At 62.8% G+C, this 13,447-nt stretch carries 13 protein-coding genes; 6 read left to right on the top strand and 7 right to left on the bottom strand.

Annotated features, from left to right (window positions below; genetic code table 11):
* Positions 1-54 precede the first annotated feature (54 nt).
* Positions 55-993, bottom strand: a complete 939-nt coding sequence (nhaR, locus tag ACFOW7_RS19990) for a transcriptional activator NhaR (protein ID WP_378167771.1) — start codon at positions 991-993, stop codon at positions 55-57.
* A gap of 191 nt (positions 994-1,184) precedes the next feature.
* Here nhaR and ACFOW7_RS19995 point away from each other — a divergent pair, with 191 nt between their 5' ends.
* Positions 1,185-2,189: a TerC family protein gene (locus tag ACFOW7_RS19995; protein WP_378168074.1), complete on the top strand. Its 1,005-nt coding sequence runs from the start codon at positions 1,185-1,187 to the stop codon at positions 2,187-2,189.
* Positions 2,190-2,301: 112 nt separating this feature from the next.
* Here the strand turns inward: ACFOW7_RS19995 and ACFOW7_RS20000 are convergent, their stop codons facing one another.
* Entirely contained in the window at positions 2,302-4,419 is a 2,118-nt protein-coding gene (locus ACFOW7_RS20000) for a putative bifunctional diguanylate cyclase/phosphodiesterase (protein ID WP_378167773.1), read from the bottom strand.
* Positions 4,420-4,426: 7 nt separating this feature from the next.
* Here ACFOW7_RS20000 and ACFOW7_RS20005 point away from each other — a divergent pair, with 7 nt between their 5' ends.
* The 3 genes from ACFOW7_RS20005 (at position 4,427) to yidD (ACFOW7_RS20015) (ending at position 6,147) form a co-directional block, all read left to right on the top strand.
* Entirely contained in the window at positions 4,427-5,107 is a 681-nt protein-coding gene (locus ACFOW7_RS20005) for a GNAT family N-acetyltransferase (RefSeq protein ID WP_378167776.1), read from the top strand.
* Complete coding sequence (gene yidD / locus ACFOW7_RS20010) at positions 5,104-5,529, top strand: membrane protein insertion efficiency factor YidD (RefSeq protein WP_378167778.1); 426 nt, start codon at positions 5,104-5,106, stop codon at positions 5,527-5,529. The genes ACFOW7_RS20005 and yidD (ACFOW7_RS20010) overlap by 4 nt, the downstream gene beginning before the upstream one ends.
* Before the next feature lie 219 nt (positions 5,530-5,748).
* Entirely contained in the window at positions 5,749-6,147 is a 399-nt protein-coding gene (yidD, locus tag ACFOW7_RS20015; protein ID WP_378167780.1) for a membrane protein insertion efficiency factor YidD, read from the top strand.
* Here yidD (ACFOW7_RS20015) and ACFOW7_RS20020 read toward each other — a convergent pair.
* Together ACFOW7_RS20020 and map are read right to left on the bottom strand one after the other, a co-directional pair.
* Positions 6,144-6,596: a GNAT family N-acetyltransferase gene (locus ACFOW7_RS20020; protein ID WP_378167782.1), complete on the bottom strand. Its 453-nt coding sequence runs from the start codon at positions 6,594-6,596 to the stop codon at positions 6,144-6,146. The two genes, yidD (ACFOW7_RS20015) and ACFOW7_RS20020, sit on opposite strands and share 4 nt — an antisense overlap.
* A gap of 167 nt (positions 6,597-6,763) precedes the next feature.
* A complete protein-coding gene (gene map, locus ACFOW7_RS20025; RefSeq protein ID WP_378167784.1) occupies positions 6,764-7,573 on the bottom strand; it encodes a type I methionyl aminopeptidase in 810 nt (269 codons plus the stop codon).
* A 294-nt stretch (positions 7,574-7,867) separates the two neighbouring features.
* Here map and ACFOW7_RS20030 point away from each other — a divergent pair, with 294 nt between their 5' ends.
* The gene (locus ACFOW7_RS20030; RefSeq protein WP_378167786.1) at positions 7,868-8,479 is read left to right on the top strand and encodes an ATP-binding cassette domain-containing protein; all 612 of its coding nucleotides are present in this window, start codon (positions 7,868-7,870) and stop codon (positions 8,477-8,479) included.
* A gap of 277 nt (positions 8,480-8,756) precedes the next feature.
* Here ACFOW7_RS20030 and hpnE read toward each other — a convergent pair whose 3' ends face one another.
* Genes hpnE through hpnD form a run of 3 tightly spaced genes read right to left on the bottom strand, consistent with a single transcriptional unit; the run spans position 8,757 to position 11,334 of the window.
* Positions 8,757-10,028 carry a hydroxysqualene dehydroxylase HpnE gene (hpnE, locus tag ACFOW7_RS20035; protein ID WP_378167788.1) on the bottom strand — a complete coding sequence of 424 codons (1,272 nt, stop codon included), beginning with the start codon at positions 10,026-10,028 and terminating at the stop codon, positions 8,757-8,759.
* The gene (locus ACFOW7_RS20040; RefSeq protein WP_378167790.1) at positions 10,029-10,478 is read right to left on the bottom strand and encodes a hypothetical protein; all 450 of its coding nucleotides are present in this window, start codon (positions 10,476-10,478) and stop codon (positions 10,029-10,031) included.
* Positions 10,479-10,497: 19 nt separating this feature from the next.
* Positions 10,498-11,334: a presqualene diphosphate synthase HpnD gene (gene hpnD / locus ACFOW7_RS20045; protein WP_378167793.1), complete on the bottom strand. Its 837-nt coding sequence runs from the start codon at positions 11,332-11,334 to the stop codon at positions 10,498-10,500.
* A gap of 157 nt (positions 11,335-11,491) precedes the next feature.
* On the opposite strand from hpnD, the gene ACFOW7_RS20050 reads away from it, so the two are divergent.
* Positions 11,492-13,123, top strand: a complete 1,632-nt coding sequence (locus ACFOW7_RS20050) for a serine hydrolase (RefSeq protein WP_378167796.1) — start codon at positions 11,492-11,494, stop codon at positions 13,121-13,123.
* Positions 13,124-13,447 lie beyond the last annotated feature (324 nt).

Raw genomic sequence — 13,447 nt, forward strand, 5'->3', positions numbered from 1 at the left:
TGAAACGTCTCTACTTGCCTTGCAGATGATTTTCCGAAAATTTTCTATTTCATGCTATTGCCGGATCGACGGATCGTTGCTGGCCAGTGCATTGTCTGCTTCGATAAACAGCAATTGGCGGGCGGTCCGGCTGACTGCCACGACGGCCGGGTGGGTCAGGCGCCGCTCGATTGAGATGGCGTAGTAGCGCACCACGACATCGCGGGCATAGCCGATCAGCTCGGCGCCGTGTTCGGTACGGATTTCCTCTTTAAGAATGGAAGGCGCTGGAAAGACGCCGACACCGGCCTTGCCAAACGCTTTCATCAATGCGCTGTCGTCGAATTTACCGACCACCTGCGGGTGAATCTGTTGCTCGGTGAACCAGCGCAGCAGCAGACCGTGCGCGCTGGCCTTGTCAGCGGGCAGCAGGATCGGCGCCTGATCGAGCGAATGGGGAAAGTCGGGGCGATAGCGGGCCGCCAGTTCCGGTACGCCATAGAAGGCCATGGTACAGCGGCCCAGAGCGTGGTTATAGCCTTTGATGCCAAGCTCAGGCGGCAACGGCCGGTCGGCGATCACCAGATCGAGCTTATGGATGGCCAATTCGGCAAACAGTCGCTCAAGTTTGTCTTCATGGCAGACCAGACGCATCGGTTCAGGCAGATGCAGCGCCGGAGCGAGCAGTTGATAGGCAATCGATTTGGGCACGGCGTCGGCGACACCGACCAGAAACGAGCGCGCGCCACTGGCGGCGCCGCTGCGCAGCGACTGTTCCAGTTCGTTGCCGATCTGAAAAATCTCCTCGGCATGCGACAGGGCGGTCTTGCCGGCCGGGGTCAGTTCGAGCCGGCGGCCGATGCGGCGGAACAGTTCGGTATCAAGACTACGTTCGAGTTCGGCCAGTTGGCCGCTGATGGTCTGTGGCGTCAGATGCAGCCTTTCGGCCGCCCGGGTGATGCTGCCGATCCTGGCGACATGCCAGAAATAATAAAGCTGCTTATAGTTCAACATGATCTTTGCCGCGCTATCAGTTTTTTCCGAATGATGAGGCAAGAATAATCTGCTTTTCTCGAAAAGAAAGCAAAACTACGCTAGCAGGGATTTCTAGTGATGGCGCGGCTTCTAGCCAGATGTCCTTCATGGGAAGAAATAACCTGAGAATTTCCGATGACTTCATCCATCCGGACGATGGCCCTGAGCGGATGGGCAGGAGTGTGCGGGCAAGTGAACAAAGGAGTATCGATGTGAATTCCCCTGTAACGATTGGCGAACCCTGGATGTGGGGTGCCTTTTCCGTCTTTGTGCTGGTGATGCTGGCGCTTGACCTGTTCGTGTTCGGCGGCCGGCGCGCGCATAAGGTCAGCGTCAAGGAGGCGGCGACCTGGTCGCTGGTCTGGGTCGGATTGGCGCTGCTGTTCAACGCTGGCCTGTGGTGGCATCTCAAGGGGACGGTGGGCGCCGAGATCGCCGACCAGAAGGCGCTGGAGTTCTTCACCGGCTATCTGATCGAAAAATCGTTGTCGGTGGATAACGTCTTCGTGTTCCTGCTGATCTTCTCGGCCTTCCATGTGCCGCCCGAGTATCAGCGCCGGGTGCTGATATATGGCGTGCTCGGTGCCATCGTGATGCGGGCGGTGATGATTCTGGCCGGTGCCTGGCTGGTGCGGGAATTCAACTGGGTGCTGTACCTGTTCGGCTTCTTCCTGGTGGTGACGGGTATCCGCATGCTGGTGATGGCCGAGAAGGAACCCGATCTGCAAAAGAACCCGGTATTGAAGTTCGCCCGCCGCTATCTGCGGGTGGCTGAGGATCATCATGGCGAGCAGTTCACCGTGATGCGCAACGGGGTGCGTTACTTCACGCCACTGTTCCTGGTGCTGCTGCTGATCGAAGCATCCGACCTGATCTTTGCTGTCGATTCGATCCCGGCGATTTTCGCGATCACGACCGACCCGTTTATCGTGTTCACCTCGAATATCTTCGCGATCATGGGTCTGCGGGCACTGTACTTCCTGCTGGCGGACATGGCTGACCGCTTCCACCTGCTCAAGTACGGTCTGGCGATGGTGCTGACCTTTATCGGTACCAAGATGCTGATCATGCCCTGGTATCACGTGCCGATGGCCGCCTCGCTGTCGATCGTGGCGGTGCTGATCGGCGCCAGCGTGGTAGCCAGCCTGATGGTGCCGCACAAAGAGAAAAGCTAAGGACTGCTGATCCGAAGGTCACGCCTTCGGATCATGCGAAGTGCCCCGCTGCCAAGGAAAGGGCCGGTGCCCCCGCACCGGCCTGATCTTTTTTGCGGCGTCGGATTGGCCGTCAACCGTCGATGCTGTCAGCCACGGGGATCGACCAGCCCTGTTCAAGCCATGTCTCGAATTCCTCGATAGGCATGGGCTTCGCCACCAGAAAACCCTGCACCAGATCGCAATCAAGCCGGCGCAGATAGTGCCAGGCGGCTTCGGTCTCCACGCCTTCGGCCACCACGGCGAGCCGCAGCACATGACCCAGCTCGACTACTGCGCCCACGATGCCTTCGCCATGGGCCTGTTCGAGTTCATTGATAAAGCTGCGGTCGATCTTGAGTTCGTCCACCGGGAGCTTGGACAGATAAGCCAGCGAGGAATAACCGGTGCCGAAATCGTCGATGGACAGCCGGAAACCCAACTGGCGCAGTCGCTCCAGTGCCGGCAATACGCTGCTTGGGGCCGACATCACGCCCGATTCGGTCAGCTCGAGCGTCATGCCATGCGGCTGGCCATGACGGGCGAGCAGCGACTCGACCTGGCCGACGAACTGCGGGTCTTCCAAATCGTTGATCGAGACATTGACCGCAATGCCGATCTCGCGGCCGCGTGCCAGCCACTGGGCGTGCAGTTCGAGGCAGCGCCGCAGCATCCACAGCGTCAGGCCGCGGATCCGGCCGCTTTGCTCGGCAAACGGGATGAACTGCCCCGGTGGAATCCAGCCGCGTTCGGGATGGCACCAGCGCACCAGTGCCTCGGCCCCGACAACATGGCCAGCTCGCAGCGACACCTTGGGTTGCAGGAAGACCGCCAACTGGTCGTGATCGACCGCCGTCTTCAATTCACCCAGCAGCGATAGCACGCTCTTGCGGTTTTCCTCCTGCTGCGGGTCGTAGACCACAAACGGCAAATGGGTACGCTTGGCGATATACATGGCGGTTTCGGCGTGATGGAGCAGGGTATTGGCCGCGTTGCCATGCTGGGGATAGAGCGCAACGCCGGTGCTGCCTGCCACATCGACGGTCTGGCCGGCGATGGCAAGCGGATTCTCCAGCACCCGATGAAAGCGGCTGACGACGCGCTCAAGCGTATCGGGCCCGACACCGCGCAGCACCAGCACGAATTCATCGCCCGACAGCCGCGCCAGATGGTCGCCCGGCCGCAGCACCTCGCGCAGCCGTGCCGCGATGCTCTTGAGTGCGCTGTCGCCCGCGCCATAGCCCAGATAATCATTGATGTACTTGAAGCGATCGATATCGATCATCACCACTGCAAACGGCTCGGCGTGGCCGATTTCCTGGCTAAGGCTCTGATTGAGCCGCAACCGGTTGGGCAGGCCGGTCAATTGATCGTCGAAGGCCAGGCTGGCGATCTGTTTTTCGCGGCTGGCGATGGCCTGGCTCATGCGGGAGAAGGCCTGTGCCAGCGTGCCCAATTCGTCGTGATGGCTGGGCTCGATCAAGGTGGCATAGTCGCCCTGGGCAATCCGATGGGCGGCCTCGGTCAGCACCAGCAGCGGCCGGGCGATCAGCCGGGCCAGCCACAGGGAGAGCAGGGCGCCCAGCAGGAAGATAAGGGCGCCGATGGCCAGCGACTGGCGCAAGGCGCTGTTGAGTTCGGATTCGACGTACTGGATATCGATATCGGCGCCGATCACCAGCACCGAGCCGTCACGGCGGATCAGCGGCAGGAAGATCGAGCGGAAATGGCCATAGCGGTCACGGTATTCGGCGTAGTGCGGTCGGCGGCTGCGGAAGGTTTCCCACAGATAAGGCGTGGGATCGTCGTACAAACCCCAATAGTGCCCGTAGTTGCCAGCGCGTATTTCTTGGTCCGAGGCCGAATCCATCACATAGATCACCCGGCCTTTCTGTTCGGTGAATACATAGAGATAGCGCAGGCCGATGGTCTGGCAGTAGTCGTATAGCATCCGTACCAGCGGCAGATAGTCGGCTTCCGTGACCGACTGCGGGCCCCGGGCGCGTTCGAGGTAGTCGGCGCCGATCATCCGGGGCGCGGCGTGGGCGGCTGATTTGAGACGGGCGTCGATCTCGGCGGTGATCGCTCCCGCTTTCAGGGCATACAGGTAGCCCGTATAGGCGCTCGTCGCAACCAGATTGATCGCCATAAACATCAATAGGATCTTGGCACGCACCGACTTCGGCGCGAGCCGGGCGAGAAGCGAAGGCATGGAGAGAATGACTACACCCGAACGATTGGCTCAGCCCAGTATGGTCGGCCCGCAAAAGCCGTTCAAGCGCGCCGCCACGCGCTTTGCATTACGTGCTGCCACTGCCGCCGATCTGCCGGCGCTCTACCAGATCTGTCTGGCGACGGCGCTGGCCGGTCATGATGGCAGCGGCCACTACCGCGACCCCGAACTGCCCGGCCATCTGTATGCCGCGCCCTACCTGGTGCTGGCGCCCGAAAGCTGTCTGGTATTGGAGGATGAAGCGGGCGTCTGCGGCTATGCGCTGGGCTGTGCCGATTCGGCCGCTTTCCATGCTCGGCTCGAACAGCAATGGCTGCCGCCCTTGCGTCAGCGTTATCCGCTCAGTGAGGCGAGCGCCGATGCCGATGGTCAACTGATCCATCGGCTTCATCAGCCACCACAGTGGCTGCCGGCCTTGCTGCCGTTTCCGGCCCATCTCCACCTCGATCTGTTGCCGCGCGCCCAGGGCTGCGGTCAGGGTCGGCGCTTGTTGGAAGCGTTGCTGGAAACCCTGGCCCGGCAAGGAGCTGCTGGGGTGCATTGGGGCGTCGATCCGGCCAATGGGCGGGCGGTCGGTTTCTATCGGCGACTTGGTTTTGAGGTGGTATGGCAACAGCCGGGCTGTTTATGGTTCGCCACCCGGTTTTCGGCAGGAGAAGGTTTATGAGTGCCTGGTTCTGGCGCACGTCGATCGGTTTTTATCAGCGCTGGATTTCGCCCTACAAAGGCTATCGCTGCGCCCATGCCACCTACCATGGCGGGCATAGCTGCTCACATGTGATCCGCGACATTCTGGTCGATCAGGGGCTGATACGCGGCTGGCCGCAGGTGCGGCAGCGTTTTGCCGACTGTCGCTCGGCCTATGAGGCGCTGAAGCAGCGGCGCTTGGCGATGGCAGCGCAGCAGGGCCAAGGCCCGCAATCGAAGCAATCCAGGCGGCGCGACGCTGGCGGCAGCGAGGGCTCGTCCGCCTGCTGCGACCTGGGCTGCCTACCGGACAATGCCTGCGAGACATTCAATTGCTGCCGTGGCGGCAGCCGTTTCTGTGATGGTGGCCCTGGCTGTGACTGCGATCTGCCATGTATCTAGGCAATGTTCTCTTTAGCAGTGGCGTCCAAGAAACAAAAGCCACCCGTCGTGCCAACAGCCAGGTGGCAGTGCATCTACCGTGTGTCCATCCACACCGCAGCTTGAAATGGACAAAAGGTTAGCAGCTCGCCCATCGCCTGAATTGTCCGAGAGATAGGCTGGGTTGGACGCCATATTGAAGGTGAATGGTTATCAGGCTGGTGTAACAGGAGAAAGTCGATGGCTGCTTGGTTCTGGCGTAGCTCGATCGGTTTCTATCAGCGCTGGATTTCCCCTTACAAGGGCTATCGCTGCGCCCATGCCGCTTACCATGGTGGGCATAGCTGTTCGCATGTGGTGCGCGACATCCTGGTCGAGCATGGTCTATGGCGTGGCTGGCATCTGGTCAAGCGTCGGTTTGCCGAGTGCGGTGCGGCCGGCATGGCCTTGCAGCGTCCAAGGCCGGCGCTGGCGGCCTTGCCGCCCAACGAGCACGAAGACGCGGAACAGCGTCGAAAGCGGCAGCAGCGCGAGGAAGTCCGGGCCGAGGCGGAAGATTGCGCGTTCGAATCGCTGGGTGACTGTGCATTGCCCTGTTGCAGCCGGGTTGGTCGCTGCGCGTTCTGGGACGGCAACTAGGCCGGCATTCGCACCAGGCCGACCAGGGCCAGGCCGTCGGGGGTCTGCCACTCGCGGTCGGGTTCGAAGCCGTGGTGGCAGTAGAGGTAGATCGCCGGCAGATTGGCCGCTGCCGTGGCAACCCGGATCGGCTGCTGGCCGGCGGCGGCGATCACCGCATCGAGCAGCCGACGGGCGATGCCCTGGCGCTGGGCCTGGGGTGCCACCGCGAGCCGGCAGATCAGCACGCCTTCGCTATCGACGCTGTAGCCCAATACCCCCAGCAGCTCGCCCTCGGCTTTCCAGCCCAGCACGGTTTCGCCGCAGTCCATCAGTTCGGGCAGCGATTCGTGCAGCGGCGGCAGATCGTGATAGCCGATCAGCTCGGCTTCCTGACGATACGCCTGGCGTTGCAGGGTCAGCAGTTCGGCGGCGATCAGGGCGTTGTCGAGGTCGAGATGGGTCAACATAGGGCGGAATTCCCGGAGACGGCGCGGAAAGGACTTACCAGGAAAATAATCTGCAAAAGTCTTGCAAGACCTAACGCGATATTAAAGAAATTCTAATAAAAATACGACTGGTCAGCATGTCTGCTCGATACGGCACCATCGACACGATGGTGCCGCCTCGTGCGTCCTTAAGCGTGAGCGACTGGCAGATCAGGGCGGGCCGGGCTGCCGGCCGAGACGGTCAGGACTTCGTAACCGGTCTCCGTGACCAGCACCGTATGCTCCCACTGTGCCGACAGCGAGCGGTCCTTGGTCACGACGGTCCAGCCGTCGGGCATGGTGTGGATATGGCGCTTGCCAGCGTTGATCATCGGCTCGATGGTGAAGATCATGCCCGGGCGCAGTTCGACGCCGGTGCCGGGGGTGCCGTAGTGGACCACCTGCGGCTCTTCATGAAAGCGCTTGCCGATGCCATGGCCGCAGAATTCGCGCACTACCGAGTAGCCGGCGTTTTCGGCGTGGCGCTGGATGGCGGCGCCGATATCGCCAAGCCGGGTGCCCGGACGGACCAGATCGATGCCGAGCCACATGCATTCATAGGTGATCTGGCTCAGGCGGCGGGCGTGCGGGGCGACTTCGCCCACGGCAAACATCCGGCTGGTGTCGCCGTGGTAGCCATCCTTGATCACGGTGATGTCGAGATTGACCACATCACCTTTTTTCAGCGGTTTGTCGTTGGGGATGCCGTGGCAGATCACCTGATTGACCGAGGTGCAGATCGACTTCGGAAACGGGATGTAGCCAGGCGGGCAGTAATTGAGGGGGGCCGGGATCGTGCCTTGGACATTGACCATATAGTCGTGGCACAGCCGGTTGAGTTCGTCGGTGGTGACGCCGGGCTTGACGTAGGGGGTGATATAGTCAAGCACCTCGCTGGCCAGGCGGCCGGCGATGCGCATTTTCTCGATATCCTCTGCGGTCTTGATAACGATCGACATTTCGTTGAGCGATGAGATAACTGGGTAAAACGCCAGAATATAGCGGGATCGCCTTCCGGGCAATTGAAAACATCCTATCTGAATGATTTTAAAAGCTATTTCTCGGGGTGCCTCCCTTTCCCTCGCCTGGCGTCGCCGGGGCTTCCGGCTGGCCTGCCGCCAAGCGCTGGTCAGTCAGGGACATGCCCTGCTTGCGCTTTCCCTGTTTCTGCTCGAAGTACTGCGCGGCGCCCCTGAATTACTGGGGCAGCCTCGGTGGCTGGGCCATGGCCGCGACGTTTGCGAGGTGAATCCATGTTGCAGTGCAGGAATCTGACTTTCCACTACCAGGGCCGTGCCGTGCTCGACGGCATCAACTTCGACCTTCCCGCCGGCCGCTGGAATCTGACCGGTGCCAACGGCAGCGGCAAATCGACGCTGCTCAAGCTCTTGGCCGGGGTGCTCGAGCCCGATGCCGGGCAGATCGAGCTTGCCGGGGTGAATCTGTCCAGCGATCCCGAAGCGGCAAAACGGCGAATCGGCTATCTACCCGATCAGGCCCGGGCCTATCCCGGCATGACGCCGTGCGAGCTGTGGCGCATGGTGGCCGAGTTGCGCGGCGGCGATGCGCAAGCGGCCGTGGCCCATGCGCTGCGTTATGGTCTGGCGGATTTCATCGACCGGCCGCTCGACAAGCTGTCGTTCGGGACCGGCCGTAAGTGCTTTCTGGTCGCGGCCTGGATCGGCGACCCGCTGGTGCTGCTGCTCGATGAACCCAGCGACGGCCTCGATGCGGCGTCGGTCCGCCAACTCAAGGCCGATCTGGCTGCCCTGCCCGAAGACCGGCTTGCCCTGGTCGCCAATCATGATCAGAGCCTCGCTGCGGTGTTGCAGCCGCTGTCTTGGCCTGTGGGAGTGGGAGCGTAGGACCTGGAAAAAAACAGGAAAATTGTCTGCAAGACTTATTAACGTATTCAAAGAAAAATAAATATCTTCCGATCCACTGCTCACGCAGACCCTACCTCGCAGCGTCCGTCCCACAAACCTTGTGGTGTGCCTGATCTTTCTGTCCGGTCCAGTGGCTACTGATGAAGCGCGGTACGCCTGCGCTTTGAGGTCCGGCCACCCTGACGCCGGATAGGCCGGCAATGTGCCAGGTCGCAGAGGTCGGTGGCATCGCTGGACGTAAGGTGTCCACGGCCGATCAAAGCAGCGCCGCAGCCTGCACACCGCTTCTGACTGCACCTTCGAGCGTGGCGGGATAGTCACCAGCCGTGTAGTCGCCCGCAAGCAGGAGGCCGGGGGCGTCGGTGCGGTTGGCGGGACGGCGCAGATCGGGCGTGCAGGCGAAGGTGGCGCGCTTTTCGGCGATGACCCGGCTTGCCAGCGGCGCGGGCAGCGCCAGCGTGCGGGTCAGTTCCTCGGCCACGGCCTGGGCGAGTGCGGTCTGATCGAGCGTTTGATGCGGACCTTCGGCGCTGACCACCACCGCGATCAGGCCATGCTGACCATGGGTGGCGCCGCGATCGAATGCCCACTGGGCGATGCCGCCGACCAGACCCAGCATCGGCTTGGCGAGTCGGGTAGTGGGCGGATAGCGCAGATAAACCGTATAGATCGGCTGGTATTCCCAGTCAGCCAGCGAGGCGGCGGCGGTGGCGAGCGCCGGATGGCTGTCGGCCAGCATCGAGAGTCGGTGAGGGGGCAGGGCGACGATCAGGGCGTCGAAGGTCTGCTCCGGCAGGCGATCGACCTGCCAGCCGTGTGGCTGCTGACTGATCCGTCGCACTAGAGCGCCGGTCAGGACACGACCGCCGCGTTGCGCGATATGGCGAGCGGCGGCTTCGGGGAAGGCGGTGGACAGGTCGATGCGAGGCAGCAGGAAATCGCTGTCGGCGCGCCGGCCGGCCAGACTGTCGCGCAGCACATTGAGCAGCACCTGGGCCGACGCGGTGGCGATCGGGGTGTTGAGGGCGGCCAGGGTGAGCGGCTCCCACAGGCAGCGCACCAGGATTTCGGGTTGACGCTGGCTGGCGAGCCAATCGGCCACCGTGGTATCGCGCCGCAGCCGATGGCCGGCGAGCCGGGCCAGCGTCATGGTGCGAATCGCGGCCCAGCGTGCCCCGGCGTCGAGGCCACGGGCGCCCAGCAGTCCGACCAGCGCATGCCAGGGAGCGGGGAGCCGCGGACAAGCGAGACGGAAATGGCCGGGCAGATCGAGGTCGAGCGGCTGGCGCACAAAGGCCGTCCGTTCCGCCACGCCGACTTCGGCCATCAGCCGCAGCAGCTCGCGGTAGGCGCCCACCACCAGATGCTGGCCATTGTCGAGCGCCAGACCATCGAGTTCGACCCGGCGTGCGCGTCCGCCCAGCACCGGTCCGGCTTCGAGCACCGTCACCTGCGCCCCGCGCGCGCTGGCCGCCACGGCGGCCGCCATGCCGGCGTAACCGCCGCCGACAATCGCTACCTGCTTCATTCAAATATCCTCACCGAAAATCTGTCGGTAGGTTTCCGGATAGCGCGCCAACACCTGGCGGGCACGGTCGGGTTTGATCGGATGGATGGTCTCGATAAAGTGCAGATTGCGCTCAGGTTCGATGGCTACCAGTTCCAGAATGAAAAACAGCTTTCGTTCGGGCATGAAATACAGCCACTGCGCCGAGCCGTGGCCGTATTTGATGATCTGGTTATCGAGTTCGAGCAGCCGCACGCTGTTGTCGTGGGCATAGAGGAACAGTTCCTGACCGCCATCGGACGGATAGCGGCGGGCGATGCGAAAGCTCGCCAGCGCTTCGCGAATCTTGCGCCGCCGCACGGCGATCAGATCGGCGCGGCGCATTTCGAACCAGGCAGTCACCAGGATGGCGACGATGACCGCCACCGCAGCCACCAGCAACCAGGGCGAGAACGGCAGCTTGTCGGTCATCGGCCCCTCCCGTCATCGTTCAGGCGAACCACCAGGTCTTCCAGGCCAGCCATAGCTTGCGGATCGGCGTCAGGCTGAGCCGCTGGTTCAGTACCTTCTGCGGCCCGTCGCGCTTGATTTCCTCGAGCGTGGCGCGATAGATCGCCGCCATCACCAGTCCCGCGCGCTGCGGTTTGCGATCGGCCGGCGGCAGTTGCGCCAGCGCCTGCTCATAGTAGCGCTCGGCCCGTTCGATCTGGAACTCCATCAGCCGGCGGAAATTATCGGTTTCGCGATAATGGAGTATGTCGCTTGCTGGCACCTCGAAGCGCTGCAACTCTTCCACCGGCAGATAGATGCGGCCACGGCGGGCATCTTCGCCCACGTCGCGGATGATATTGGTGAGCTGGAAAGCCAGCCCCAGATCATGGGCGTACTTGATGGTACTGCGGTCGGAATAGCCGAAGATCTGGGCCGACAACTGACCCACCACTGAGGCCACGCGATAGCAATAGAGCTGGAGATCCTTGAACGAGTTGTAGCGGGCATGGACCAGGTCCATCTCCATGCCGTCGATCACTTCGTTGAACAGCTCGCGTTGCAGGTCGAGCCGCTTGACATGGGGCAGCAGGGCGCGGGTGACCGGATGTTGGGGCGTACCGGCGTAGAGATTGTCGATTTCGCTGCGCCACCAGTTGAGGGTGGTACGGGCGACGTTCTCGTCCTCGGTTTCGTCCACCACGTCGTCCACTTCGCGGCAGAAGGCATAGAGCGCGGTAATGCCGCGCCGGACTTCCAAAGGCAGGAAGCGGAAGCTGTAGTAGAAACTGGAGCCGCTTTTGGCGGCCTTGTCTTCGCAATATTGATCGGGCGTCACGCAGGATTCTCGGCGGTGCGGCGCAGGTGGCCGCAGACGGGCCGAATTGTAGCGGGTTGCCGCGCTCGCTGCTGCGCTGCACCGTGTGGTCTGTGGTAAACGGCGCTACATTTCCGACGGTTTCTGATAGCCGTTGTCAATCGAGGAGGTGGATGACATGAAGCAAACAATTGTGTCCGTCGCACTCGCGACGTTGGGCCTAGGCGCTGTCGCTGCCGAGTTCGATCCAGCGCTGCAAGTGCTGTTGGAAAGCCGGCTGCGGGCAGAGGAACAGCCTTTCTGCCTCGGGGCCGTGGTGGTGGAAAATCAGGTAAGCCGCTATGGCATGGTCTGCCCCGAAGGCAGCCGGGCAGATATTGACCGTTCGCTGTTCGAGATCGGCTCGGTATCCAAGGTCTACACCGGGGCGCTGCTGGCGCTGGCGATCGAGCGCGGTGAACTGCTGATCGACGACAAGCTGGCGGCGCGCGTGCCGCCCGGTACGGCGCTCGGGTCATGGGGCGGCGTGACCTTGCGCCAGTTGCTGACCCATACGGCGGGCTTGCCGCGTCTGCCCGGCAATCTGACCATCACCAATCCACGCGACCCCTATGCCGATTTCTCGGCGACCCGGCTCTACGCCGGCTTGGCCGACACCCAGCCGCTTGCCGTGCCTGGGGCGCGCTATGAGTATTCCAACCTCGGTTATATGTTGCTGGGTGATCTGCTCGCCCGGCGGGCGGGGCAGAGTTTCCCGACGCTGTTGCAGAGCCGACTGGCCACGCCGCTTGGCCTGGGCTCGACCTTTGTCGAGGTGCCGTCGCAGCGGGCGGCCGATTATCTGAGTGGCCACGATTACCGCAGCAGCCAGGGCACGCGCTGGCGCATGGACCCGGCCCTCGCCGGTGCCGGTGGCATCAAGAGTTCGCTCGCCGACCTTGGCCGCTTTATGGCGGCCCAGCTCGAGGCCGAACGCGGTGAGCCGAGCACGCCACTACTCAAGGCATTGCGGCGCAGCCATAGCGAATTGTGGGCCGGGGTCAGCGCTCGGCTGGCCTATGGTTGGCATCGGGCCGAGAGCGCCAAGGCCGGGACGGTGTGGTGGCATAACGGCCAGACCGGCGGCTTCAATGCCTATGTGGCCTTTGCACCCGGGGCGCGGCGGGCCGTGGCGGTGGTGGCCAATGCCGACAGCGATATCGCCGATGTGGGCCGACATCTGCTCGACCCGACCGTGCCGATGCGCGAGCCGCGCCCCGATGAGCCGATTCCCCAGGCCAAGCTCCAGCAATATGTCGGGGAATACATGATCAGTCCGGGCCTGATGTTGACCGTTTCAGGCGGCAACGGTCGTCTGTTTGCCCAGGCCACCGGCCAGCCTGGATTCGAGCTGTTCGAGATCGCCCCCGATCGGCTGCGCGCCGATACGGCCGATGTGCAGATCGTGTTCCGGCGCGGCGCCGATGACCGGATCGACGGTCTGATGCTGACCCAGGGCGGCCGCGACACGGCGGCGCGCCGCGTCGGCGAGGGCCGGCTGACCGATATTGCCGTCTCCCAGGCCGGCAGCTACGTCGGCCGCTATCAGCTGTCGCCCACGGTGATTGCCACCGTCAGCGCCGATAAGGGTCGGGTCAAGGTCGGCCTGACCGGCCAGCCGACGTTCGAGGTTTATGCCGAAGCGCCTGACCGCTTTTTCTACCGGGTGGTGCCGGCCAAACTCGAATTCCGGCGCGATGCCAATGGCCGGGTGGTAGCGCTGACGCTGGTGCAGAACGGGCAGATGATGGAAGGAAAGCGGATGCCATAACGCCGGCCTCGCGCTGGACCGTCCGAGCTGTTGACAGCTCCGGTGCGTCCGCCGGTCCCGACGCCTTTGCCGCCACCCCCTTTGAGTCAGCCCCAAAGCTTCGCCACATGCCTCCTGCTTTGCGGCGGGCAGCCAACTGGCCAGCGCCGTCAGGTGATGCCGGCCGAAGCTGGCAAGTCGCCCCGCGTTCTTCTGTGCAAACAGTCGTCATCGATCCTTATGCTGCTGAGCTGGTTTGCGGTGGGGTGAAGGTGGACGCTATGGGGAGCGCATTTCCGTTTGAAGCGGCGTCGCTGGCATTTCCGCCAATTCGGCGTCAGCGTG

Origin of the sequence: Chitinimonas lacunae (assembly GCF_042650885.1) — a bacterium.
Lineage (GTDB): Bacteria > Pseudomonadota > Gammaproteobacteria > Burkholderiales > Chitinimonadaceae > Chitinimonas_A > Chitinimonas_A lacunae.

Excerpts from the sequence above, each read along its gene's own strand:
- map (WP_378167784.1), bottom strand. The coding sequence starts at position 7,573 with ATGTCGATCGTTATCAAGACCGCAGAGGATATCGAGAAAATGCGCATC.
- ACFOW7_RS20030 (WP_378167786.1), top strand. The coding sequence starts at position 7,868 with ATGTTGCAGTGCAGGAATCTGACTTTCCACTACCAGGGCCGTGCCGTG.
- ACFOW7_RS20000 (WP_378167773.1), bottom strand. The coding sequence starts at position 4,419 with ATGCCTTCGCTTCTCGCCCGGCTCGCGCCGAAGTCGGTGCGTGCCAAG.
- nhaR (WP_378167771.1), bottom strand. The coding sequence starts at position 993 with ATGTTGAACTATAAGCAGCTTTATTATTTCTGGCATGTCGCCAGGATC.
- ACFOW7_RS20005 (WP_378167776.1), top strand. The coding sequence starts at position 4,427 with ATGACTACACCCGAACGATTGGCTCAGCCCAGTATGGTCGGCCCGCAA.
- ACFOW7_RS20050 (WP_378167796.1), top strand. The coding sequence starts at position 11,492 with ATGAAGCAAACAATTGTGTCCGTCGCACTCGCGACGTTGGGCCTAGGC.
- ACFOW7_RS20040 (WP_378167790.1), bottom strand. The coding sequence starts at position 10,478 with ATGACCGACAAGCTGCCGTTCTCGCCCTGGTTGCTGGTGGCTGCGGTG.
- yidD (WP_378167780.1), top strand. The coding sequence starts at position 5,749 with ATGGCTGCTTGGTTCTGGCGTAGCTCGATCGGTTTCTATCAGCGCTGG.
- yidD (WP_378167778.1), top strand. The coding sequence starts at position 5,104 with ATGAGTGCCTGGTTCTGGCGCACGTCGATCGGTTTTTATCAGCGCTGG.
- ACFOW7_RS20020 (WP_378167782.1), bottom strand. The coding sequence starts at position 6,596 with ATGTTGACCCATCTCGACCTCGACAACGCCCTGATCGCCGCCGAACTG.
- ACFOW7_RS19995 (WP_378168074.1), top strand. The coding sequence starts at position 1,185 with ATGGGCAGGAGTGTGCGGGCAAGTGAACAAAGGAGTATCGATGTGAAT.
- hpnE (WP_378167788.1), bottom strand. The coding sequence starts at position 10,028 with ATGAAGCAGGTAGCGATTGTCGGCGGCGGTTACGCCGGCATGGCGGCC.